Origin of the sequence: Shewanella sp. SW1 (genome assembly GCF_025653545.1) — a bacterium.
Taxonomy (GTDB): Bacteria; Pseudomonadota; Gammaproteobacteria; order Enterobacterales; family Shewanellaceae; genus Shewanella; species Shewanella oncorhynchi.
In genome coordinates, this window is the sequence record NZ_JAKKSG010000035.1 from 22,417 (window position 1) to 32,012 (window position 9,596).

Annotated in this window: 10 protein-coding genes; 2 read left to right on the top strand and 8 right to left on the bottom strand. The window is 42.6% G+C overall.

All coding sequences use genetic code 11. From position 1 onward, the window contains the following. Positions 1 to 175: 175 nt before the first annotated feature. The 3 genes from tadA to guaB all read right to left on the bottom strand — a co-directional run bounded on the left by tadA (position 176) and on the right by guaB (position 4,018). On the bottom strand, positions 176 to 694 hold the full coding sequence (gene tadA / locus L5M71_RS22135; RefSeq protein WP_263209805.1) for a tRNA adenosine(34) deaminase TadA: 519 nt from the start codon (positions 692 to 694) through the stop codon (positions 176 to 178). Positions 695 to 855: 161 nt separating this feature from the next. Continuing rightward, positions 856 to 2,433: a glutamine-hydrolyzing GMP synthase gene (gene guaA, locus L5M71_RS22140; protein ID WP_263209807.1), complete on the bottom strand. Its 1,578-nt coding sequence runs from the start codon at positions 2,431 to 2,433 to the stop codon at positions 856 to 858. A gap of 118 nt (positions 2,434 to 2,551) precedes the next feature. Continuing rightward, positions 2,552 to 4,018: an IMP dehydrogenase gene (gene guaB / locus L5M71_RS22145; RefSeq protein WP_006085677.1), complete on the bottom strand. Its 1,467-nt coding sequence runs from the start codon at positions 4,016 to 4,018 to the stop codon at positions 2,552 to 2,554. A 120-nt stretch (positions 4,019 to 4,138) separates the two neighbouring features. Between guaB and xseA the strand changes: the two genes are divergently transcribed. Further along, positions 4,139 to 5,476 (top strand): exodeoxyribonuclease VII large subunit, encoded by a 1,338-nt coding sequence (xseA, locus tag L5M71_RS22150; protein ID WP_263209809.1) that lies wholly within the window; start codon positions 4,139 to 4,141, stop codon positions 5,474 to 5,476. A 144-nt stretch (positions 5,477 to 5,620) separates the two neighbouring features. Here xseA and L5M71_RS22155 read toward each other — a convergent pair whose 3' ends face one another. The 5 genes from L5M71_RS22155 to L5M71_RS22175 all read right to left on the bottom strand — a co-directional run bounded on the left by L5M71_RS22155 (position 5,621) and on the right by L5M71_RS22175 (position 9,333). Next, positions 5,621 to 5,902 (bottom strand): hypothetical protein, encoded by a 282-nt coding sequence (locus L5M71_RS22155; RefSeq protein WP_263209811.1) that lies wholly within the window; start codon positions 5,900 to 5,902, stop codon positions 5,621 to 5,623. Further along, the gene (locus L5M71_RS22160) at positions 5,887 to 6,477 is read right to left on the bottom strand and encodes a LysR family transcriptional regulator (protein WP_263209813.1); all 591 of its coding nucleotides are present in this window, start codon (positions 6,475 to 6,477) and stop codon (positions 5,887 to 5,889) included. Before L5M71_RS22160 ends, L5M71_RS22155 begins: the two co-directional genes overlap by 16 nt. A gap of 122 nt (positions 6,478 to 6,599) precedes the next feature. Further along, on the bottom strand, positions 6,600 to 7,724 hold the full coding sequence (locus tag L5M71_RS22165; protein WP_263209815.1) for a hypothetical protein: 1,125 nt from the start codon (positions 7,722 to 7,724) through the stop codon (positions 6,600 to 6,602). A 167-nt stretch (positions 7,725 to 7,891) separates the two neighbouring features. Beyond that, positions 7,892 to 8,971 (bottom strand): aromatic amino acid lyase, encoded by a 1,080-nt coding sequence (locus tag L5M71_RS22170; protein ID WP_263209817.1) that lies wholly within the window; start codon positions 8,969 to 8,971, stop codon positions 7,892 to 7,894. Positions 8,972 to 8,988: 17 nt separating this feature from the next. Continuing rightward, on the bottom strand, positions 8,989 to 9,333 hold the full coding sequence (locus tag L5M71_RS22175) for an aromatic amino acid ammonia-lyase (protein ID WP_263209821.1): 345 nt from the start codon (positions 9,331 to 9,333) through the stop codon (positions 8,989 to 8,991). A 143-nt stretch (positions 9,334 to 9,476) separates the two neighbouring features. On the opposite strand from L5M71_RS22175, the gene L5M71_RS22180 reads away from it, so the two are divergent. Continuing rightward, positions 9,477 to 9,596, top strand: a 120-nt coding sequence (locus tag L5M71_RS22180; protein ID WP_263205711.1) for a transposase family protein, incomplete at its 3' end; no start/stop codon positions are given.

Consider the following 9,596-nt stretch of genomic DNA (forward strand, 5'->3'; position numbering starts at 1 on the left):
CAGGGCATCGATAATAACAATGAATGGGGTCAATATGAGAAGAAAAACCATCAGCAATACTGTCGCGCGTCGTCGTACTTTACTTAAAGTTCGCCATCGTCGTATTTTGAATCGTCAGAAACTGTTCTTTACTTTTATTCAGTCTCAGGATTAATCCTGTCGCTTTTACCGCTGTTTACTCAATCGCTTGCTGCGCCTTTTGAGCCTGTTTCAGGGCTTTTTTCTCCTCTCTACGCCGTTTAAAAAAACGACTCAATTGCGCGCTACAGGCGTCGGCCAATACACCCGATGTCACTTCAACTTGATGATTAAATGCCGGATGTTGCAGTAAATTCACTACTGTCCCCGCTGCACCGGTTTTTTCATCCCGAGCACCAAAAACCACCCGCGCGATCCGGCTGTGCACCATGGCACCGGCACACATAGCACAAGGTTCAAGCGTGACATATAAAGTCGCGTCTAACAGGCGATAGTTTTCAACCAAACGCCCCGCTTCCCGCAAACATAAAATTTCCGCATGGGCGCTTGGATCGTGTTGGCTAATGGATAAATTGTAACCGGTCGCAATTTGCAGACCGTCTTTGACCAATACCGCCCCCACAGGTACTTCGCCCTCAGCTTCAGCTTTCTCGGCCATCAGCATCGCGACTTGCATCCATTGCTCATCTTGCTGCATTTGTTCATCTTGCTGCATTTGGTCCACTCATGCCCTCAATCGATTCGCCCAAAAATAATGCCGGATTATATCAGTCACGCACAGATATTTCACGGCAGAGTCATTCAGCCCAAGTTAATCCATCAAACAACAAAAAAGGCGCACTCGGCGCCTTTTAATCGTTAATTCAAATAATTAACTTATTCCCATTCGATAGTCGCTGGCGGCTTGCCAGAGATATCGTAAACCACACGGGAAATGCCATCGACTTCGTTAATGATGCGGTTTGATACGCGGCCTAAGAAATTATAGGGCAGATGTGCCCAATGGGCCGTCATAAAATCGATTGTTTCCACGGCGCGCAGTGATACAACCCAGTCATATTTACGGCCATCGCCCATCACGCCAACAGAGCGTACTGGTAAGAACACAGTAAAGGCTTGACTGACTTTATTGTATAAATCGGCTTTATGCAGTTCTTCGATGAAGATGGCATCGGCGCGGCGCAGCAAATCACAGTATTCTTTCTTCACTTCACCTAATACGCGCACACCAAGACCTGGTCCCGGGAACGGGTGACGATAAAGCATGTTGTATGGCAGGCCTAACTCAAGACCAATTTTACGCACTTCATCTTTGAACAGTTCACGCAGAGGCTCGACTAAACCAAGCGCCATATCGGCTGGCAAACCGCCCACGTTATGGTGAGATTTAATCACATGTGCTTTGCCTGTGGCACTACCAGCAGATTCAATCACGTCTGGATAAATCGTGCCTTGCGCTAACCATTTGGCATTGGCGCATTTTTTCGATTCTTCATCGAAAATTTCCACGAATACGCGGCCGATGATCTTACGCTTAGCTTCTGGATCGGCTTCACCTTTCATCGCATCGAGGAAACGGTTTTCCGCATCAACGTGAATGATATTCAGACCGAAATGATCGCCAAACATTTCCATCACTTGCTCGGCTTCATTCAAACGTAATAAACCGTTATCAACGAATACGCAGGTCAGTTTTTTGCCGATAGCGCGGTGTAGCAGCATAGCCACAACCGAAGAATCAACACCGCCCGATAATCCTAAAATCACTTCATCATCACCGATTTGCTTCTTCAAACGCTCAATCGCATCTTCGATGATAGAGGAGGGTTTCCAGTTGGCTGCACAGCCACAAATGTCTAAGGCAAAGTGCGATAACATGCGCATACCTTGGCGAGTGTGGGTCACTTCTGGGTGGAACTGTACGCCGAAGAATTGCTTTTCTTCGTTTGCCATAGCGGCAAATGGGCAAGTGTCCGTTTTAGCGACCGCCACAAACCCTTCAGGAATAGCCGACACTTTATCGCCGTGGCTCATCCATACGTCGAGTAAGGGTTTGCCGTCACTGCTAACCGCATCTTCGATGCCTTTGAATAGCAATGAATCTGTCAGCATTTCAATTTGAGCGTAGCCGAATTCACCTTCGCCCACACCTTGGATCACTTTACCGCCCAGCTGCTCAGACATAGTCTGCATACCGTAACAAATGCCCAGTACTGGCACACCTGCAGTAAAGACGTATTCAGGCGCACGCGGCGAGTTTTCAGCCGTGACACTTTCAGGTCCGCCCGCAAGAATAATGCCGTTCGGGGCAAATTCGCGGATTTGGGCTTCGGTGACATCCCAAGCCCATAATTCACAGTAAACGCCGATTTCACGGATACGACGGGCAATCAGTTGAGTGTACTGGGATCCAAAATCGAGGATCAGTATCTTGTGCTCATGAATATCGCTCATGGGTAACCTTTATCTCATCTATTGTTTTAACATTGCTCAAAGCAGCGACTGCCAGCTTTAAGTATTGGATCATACGCTTTATAAAGAGGCGGCTTACGCCGCCCTTCTTATCAAACGATTAAGAACCTGAACGGTAGTTCGGCGCTTCTTTCGTGATAGTCACATCATGTACATGGGATTCGCCCATGCCCGCTGAAGTCACTTTCACAAATTGGGCTTTTTCATTCAGCTCTAGAATGGTGGCGCAGCCCGTTAATCCCATACAAGAACGTAGGCCGCCCATATGTTGATGGATGATTTCCTTCAACTTACCTTTATAAGGCACACGCGCTTCTACACCTTCGGGGACTAACTTGTCTGCAGCATTGTCCGATTGGAAATAGCGGTCAGATGAACCTTGAGACATAGCGCCTAATGAACCCATACCACGGTAGGATTTATACGCACGGCCTTGATATAACTCAGTTTCACCTGGTGCTTCCTCAGTTCCCGCAAACATTGAGCCCGCCATAATGCAAGATGCACCCGCGGCTAATGCTTTGGCTAAATCGCCAGAGAAACGAATGCCGCCATCGGCAATCACAGGAATACCTAGGCTCTTCATGGCTGCAGCGGCATCGGATACAGCAGTAATTTGTGGTACGCCCACGCCTGTCACGATACGAGTCGTACAGATAGAACCAGGGCCAATACCCACTTTAACTGCGTTAACACCCGCTTCGACTAAGGCTAATGCACCTTCTGCCGTGGCAACGTTACCACCGATAATTTGCAAATCAGGATGTTTAGCGCGAGTTTCACGAATGCGTTGTAAAACGCCTTCGGAATGACCGTGGGAAGAATCGATAAGTAAAACGTCAACACCGGCTTTAACCAGAGCGTCAACACGCTCTTCATTACCAGCGCCCGCACCTACGGCGGCACCAACACGTAAACGGCCTAACTCATCTTTACAAGCATTCGGTTTACGTTCGGCTTTTTCGAAGTCTTTAACTGTGATAAGGCCTTTCAATTTATAGTTATCATCGACCACTAACACTTTTTCGATACGGTGTGAGTGCATCAATTTTTGCACTTCATCTAATTTAGTGCCTTCGGCAACAGTGACTAAACGCGCTTTAGGCGTCATCACTTCTTCTACCGTTTTGCTCCAATCTGTCACGAAACGTACGTCACGGCCAGTGATGATACCGACCAGCTCGTTGGCTTCGTTGACCACGGGATAACCCGCAAAACCATTCTTCAGTGTTAACACTTTCAGATCGGCTAAGGTCGTTGATGGGGTCACAGTCACAGGTTGTTGAACCACGCCCGCTTCGTAAATTTTTACTTTACGAACTTCTTCGGCTTGTTTTTCAATGCTCATGTTTTTATGAATAAAGCCTAAGCCGCCTTCCTGCGCCATCGCGATCGCAAGACGAGCTTCGGTAACTGTGTCCATAGCGGCAGACACAAGTGGGATATTCAATTCAATGGTATTGGTCAGGCGAGTTTTTAGAATGGCGGTATTTGGGAGTACAGTCGAATGCGCAGGAACAAGCAACACATCGTCAAAAGTAAGCGCTTCTTTAATTAAACGTAGCATATGCAACATCTCCCCAGTTGAGTAGGATTTAGAGGTGAAATATTGCGGCGGGATTATACCTTGCATATCGCCACTGGTAAATGGAAAATAGTAAATATCCCCATTTTATTGAGTTATTCGATGCAAGGCACCAAAAACAACATTTATACTGTCTCGCGGCTCAATGGTGAAGTCAGACAAATTCTCGAGGGGCAACTGGGTAAAATCTGGCTCAATGGCGAAATATCCAACTTTTCCTCCCCCAGCTCAGGGCATTGGTATCTCACTTTAAAAGACCACTCTTCGCAGATCCGTTGCGCCATGTTTAAAGGCCGTAACCAGACGGTCAGCTTTAAGCCCATCAATGGTCAGCAAGTGCTGGTCAAAGGCGCGATCAGCGTTTATGAACCCAGAGGCGACTATCAATTATTAATTGAGTCCATGCTGCCCGCTGGGGATGGATTACTCGCCCAGCAGTTCGATGCACTCAAGATGAAGCTCGCCGCCGAAGGATTATTCGCCGCCGACACCAAAAGATTGCTACCCAAAAATATTCAACGCATTGGCGTTATTACGTCACCTACGGGTGCGGCGATCCGTGATGTGTTACATGTATTGGCAAGGCGCGATCCTTCGATTGAAGTCATTATCTATCCGACTCAAGTTCAGGGCGAAACCGCGGCGCAGAGTATTTGTCAGGCAATCAATATCGCCAACCAACGTTTAGAAGTCGATGTATTACTGCTCACCCGCGGCGGCGGTTCGCTTGAGGATTTGTGGTGTTTTAACAGCGAAGCCCTCGCCCACACGATTTATAACAGCGCCCTACCCATTGTCAGCGCCGTCGGCCACGAAGTTGATACGACTATCAGTGATTATGTTGCTGATATCCGCGCCCCAACACCCTCTGCAGGCGCGGAGCTATTATCACAAGACAGTGATAATAAGGCGCAAAAACTCGCCACAGCCTTATCGCGCCTGCAACAAAGCGCGAAACATTATCAGCTTAAACAAGAAAGACGACTTAGTTTGCTAGAGCACAGACTGCAACGCCAAGACCCTAAACGGACTTTGCAGCAGTTCGAGCAAAGATTCGATGAGATGCAATTAAGACTGGAGTCGGCGCTGTCGAATCGCTTGCACATACTCAGCCGCCGTCAGCAGTTGCTCGCAAGTCGCCTTGAACAGCAATCTCCCAAGCATAAGCTCGCCATTGAGGGTAACCGCCTAAGTTATCTTGCGAGCCGCTTACAGGATGCATTGCAGGACAAACTTAGCCAAAGTGAACAGCGGATAAAATACGCGGCCCATCAACTCGAAACCGTCAGCCCGCTTGCAACCCTAAGCCGTGGTTACAGTATTACAACCGACGCAAACGGCGCTGTTATCACATCAGCGAGTCAACTTAGCATAGGTGACACTATGACGACCCAACTACCCAACGAATGCGTCATTTCTACCGTTACTTGCCTGCCGTAAAATAAGCATTGATATTATATGGCGGTTTCTGACTGTATATGTGGCATAAAGTAATAAGCTTTATGCCACAGCAGCATTGAGTATAGTATCAGATAATCTAAACACATTAACAAGACTGACTGATTTAAGAAAAATAGACTGCAATTATTTTATATCTAAACTATCGTTTGATACTTTTTTAAACATATTAACCAACACCCTTAAACTTTTGTGTTGTGAATACTTTTTTGAATAAAGGCATATTGGCCCAGAGACATTATTTTGAGTTGATCCATGGCATACTTCTAGATTATCATTATTGCTAATCATCACATTAGGCAATAGCCCAATACCCACCCCATATTCAATCAAACGCTCTGCAAAATCAGGTGTATCTATAATTAATTTTCGTTTGAATTCTTTATTTCGATTTAAGGCTGTAGACAAGTCATGCCAATGATCCCAAGCCTTTGAATGAACAAGAGTTGGACAGGGTAAATCAAACTGTTTATTAATTTTTTTGCCCAGCTAAATTTCAATGTATCAATCACGCCTTCGTTGCAATATCGAGAATGACTATCAAACAATCCTTCAGTAATGACTATATCTGCCTCTTCCTTATCCAACCAACTTTTTATAGCGGTTAATTCACCTGTTTTTATGTGAAATAAATTATTATCTAATAACTCATTTGTCAAATAAGGTGCGACATACTTCAAATAAAGTCTTGGCTGAGTCACAACAACTATGGGTTCTTCCTCAAAAAAATACTCAACTACACTGTCAAACTCTTTATAACTGGTCACGATTTTTTCAGCGACTAAATATAGTTTTTCACCTTCTTTAGACAAAGAAACTCGGCCTTGCTTTCGAATAAACAAGATTGTATCAAGATCTTTTTCAAGCTTTATGATTTGCCCACTGACATTGGGCTGCGTAGTTTCTAATATCTCCGCAGCCCGTGAAAAGCTAGAATACTTTGCTGAAAAATAGAAAGCATGAATAGTGCTACAGCTAATCATAAATTAAAACCTTGATTTTAAATAATTAAAATATAGCCCAAGACATTACTGTCAGCCAACAAAAATATCACAACACGTGTCAAAAGTAACAAATTTAAAATTATGGTGAGCTAGATCTACAACTAAAAATAGAAGCCAAAGTTTATATTAACTCTTTTATCCCAATCATCACCCACTTCAGGTAAACCTATATGATCATTATTGGCTGTTGAAAATGTCATATTTTTCCCTAACACGAAATCAATCATGGTATAAGTGGGACCAGATGAGATAGCACACCCAGTGACGTTTTGCATACTATTATCATAACTATCGTCATTAACATCAGGTGTCATAAGGCCAAAATCATTATAGCACTTTATACTTCCAAAACTGGTTTTGAAATTTTTAGCGATATTGGCACTATAAACCTGTCCCTTTGATGCAATCTCATACTGCCAACTAACAACTGAAATACCTATTTTATTATCATCAAATGAATCTGCCGCACTATATTCATATTGCATAGCTTGCAATTGGATATTCCAGGTATTAAAAGTGGAGTCTAGGTGCAGTGCTACAGCATAGCGATCTCCATTATTTTTTGTACTATTGTTGTAAATTTGGCCAACTTCAATTGAACCACCTAATGTTGTTTCACCATAAGCATTTTCTATTGTGTATGTCTGCCTTATATTTAATTGATTTGTTTCCTCATTAGAATATTTAGTTCCGTTGATTGTCCCGCTGTATAAGTCAGCTGCATAACGCTTATTTTCTGCCGAGGCATATTCAGCACTTTTATAAAATGCTACATCTGTATGCCAACCTTGTTTTTCATATACAAGCTTAAAACCTACGTCAGAGTCATCTTCAAAACCTAAGTAATAGGGTAAACCAAACCACCAACTATTTGATATTAACTCTCGATTACCAAAAGGAACCTTATTAATACCAACTTGAACTTGCAGTTCATCATTTACATCATAGAAACCGTAACCATGTTTAATGTAATTAGTACCAGATGACAGTCTATAATCTGCAGATACCCCCCAGTCCCCTATTTTTCCATTTAACGTTAAAGTTGCAACATCAAAATAAAAATCCCCCCCTTTATCTTTTGAAGCTTGTTCATAATCTCTATAAGCATAGTTCGCTCTAACCGAACCGCCAAATTTAAGCCCTTCATCTGAAACGTCAGCACTAACTCCAAACGCAGACAATCCAATTATTGAAGATATTAAATTACATAATAATTTAGCATTCATCTATCACTCCTAAAGCATTTAATTGCTTGTATTAGATATTAAGTAGAACTAATAAATAACTTTCGGTTACATTGTAGAATAGAGTGCAAAACACATATACATATACATATACATATATATATCTTGCACCACAATTAATCACTGCATTAATAGTAAGAAATAAAAATTCACTTTACATCATAAGATTTTAGAAATTTAACTCCATTATTTACATCCGGTGTAAATATTCGATCTTTAGAGACAAACGGAACATATTTACGATATTCATGAAGAAACTTACTCGTCCCTCCCCCCATTACTTGGCTATGTTCTTTTGTACGAATATCCATACCTTGTGTTGTATGCAATACCTCATACGAGTATATTTCATAGGCAATGTCAGCAATTTTATCTAAACGATTTGCTATTAAATTTACATTACTAAAGGTTTCTTCAATACCGACAGATGTTGGAACACCATAAATTGAAGCGCTATTTGTCAATGACATTGCTTCAGCATAAATACCTGACATTGACTGTGCAATATTAGCAAAACCATCACCACCAACATTCTCTTTAGAAATTAGATATGTTGTTAATTTAGTACGGTGACTATCATCTAATTGGGTAGTCCGCCACGCAGAGATATGAATAACTTGAGCAAGTGCACGACTAAGCGATTCTAACTGAACAGCTAATTGGGTATTGTCAAAATTTGACCCAGAGTTAACAAAAATATTTTTCCCACCAACCCGTAAACCATTAACATAGTCGCTATTGCTATACCATAAATCATCTCTTGCATTTGTATGCACTATTGGATTATCTGTCGTATGGTTGATTGCGGTATTAAGTAACTCTTTTGCTTGGCGTAATTCTTCTTTCGCTGCTGCTAAGATTTGACCTGATGATCGGAAGCTTAATGGATCCTGTAAATTTCTTTTCGCATCAAGCTTCCAAAGATATGAGCCTTTTAAATGAGATAAAATAGATTCAGCGGCTTCATGTCCCTGTGGCCATCCTTTTGTATCTACTGTATGCCACAGGAATGGTGAAACGTTGCCATTTAGCGCTTCCAAACTAGAAGCAATAATCACAGATGACAGTTCGAGTAGATGCTCAACTTTCTTCACCGCCGTAATGGATTGTGCTTCGGCAACATTACTATTTGAGAGAATTGAAATACCATCCATTCCAAACGGATGATATTTTTTTAACCCTAACTCTTTACGTACTTCAGCTGAAGAACGACGTTTTCCTTTGTACATCACATCCCACTCACCCACTACATTAAGGATAAACCTATATGAGTCACCATACTCAAATCATTGGCACCTTCTGAGCCTCGAGATGGAATAAGCGGATAAACATCATTGTTGATGTATTCCATATAGGCATTTGCGGCTTCAACACTCATGCCAGTAAAGCCTGCGGCCATCTGATTCAAACGAATAACCATCGCCATTTTAGATTCTGTTTCAGGCAAAAATGGCTCCATACCCGCTGCTTGTATCCGCATTTGCCGTTCATTAAATTTTATAGACTCTGAACGATTTGGTTCACTTTCGACCGAAGCCCCTGCAACACGTTGATCTTTTAGCGCCCCGTAATTAACAGTTAAACCATAGATAGAACGCCCATCTTCAGCAGGGGCTGATCATACTCGATCGCTTTTTATGCATAACCCTTAAAAACAATGAGATAAGAAATAGCTTGATTGATCCCGCCAATGTGATCAAATAGGTCACTTTTTCTTTGTCTTTTGACCTATATATGCTCAAACATCTCGATAACATTGCTGATTGCCGTTCCCATATAAATCAAGAACATGATGTCATTGACATCTGTTTTCTTGTGCTTAGTGCCGTCATCTCAGGCGCTCAAAGCTGGTCT

Excerpts from the sequence above, each read along its gene's own strand:
- L5M71_RS22160 (WP_263209813.1), bottom strand. The coding sequence starts at position 6,477 with ATGATTAGCTGTAGCACTATTCATGCTTTCTATTTTTCAGCAAAGTAT.
- tadA (WP_263209805.1), bottom strand. The coding sequence starts at position 694 with ATGCAGCAAGATGAACAAATGCAGCAAGATGAGCAATGGATGCAAGTC.
- L5M71_RS22165 (WP_263209815.1), bottom strand. The coding sequence starts at position 7,724 with ATGAATGCTAAATTATTATGTAATTTAATATCTTCAATAATTGGATTG.
- guaB (WP_006085677.1), bottom strand. The coding sequence starts at position 4,018 with ATGCTACGTTTAATTAAAGAAGCGCTTACTTTTGACGATGTGTTGCTT.
- L5M71_RS22170 (WP_263209817.1), bottom strand. The coding sequence starts at position 8,971 with ATGTACAAAGGAAAACGTCGTTCTTCAGCTGAAGTACGTAAAGAGTTA.
- guaA (WP_263209807.1), bottom strand. The coding sequence starts at position 2,433 with ATGAGCGATATTCATGAGCACAAGATACTGATCCTCGATTTTGGATCC.
- xseA (WP_263209809.1), top strand. The coding sequence starts at position 4,139 with ATGCAAGGCACCAAAAACAACATTTATACTGTCTCGCGGCTCAATGGT.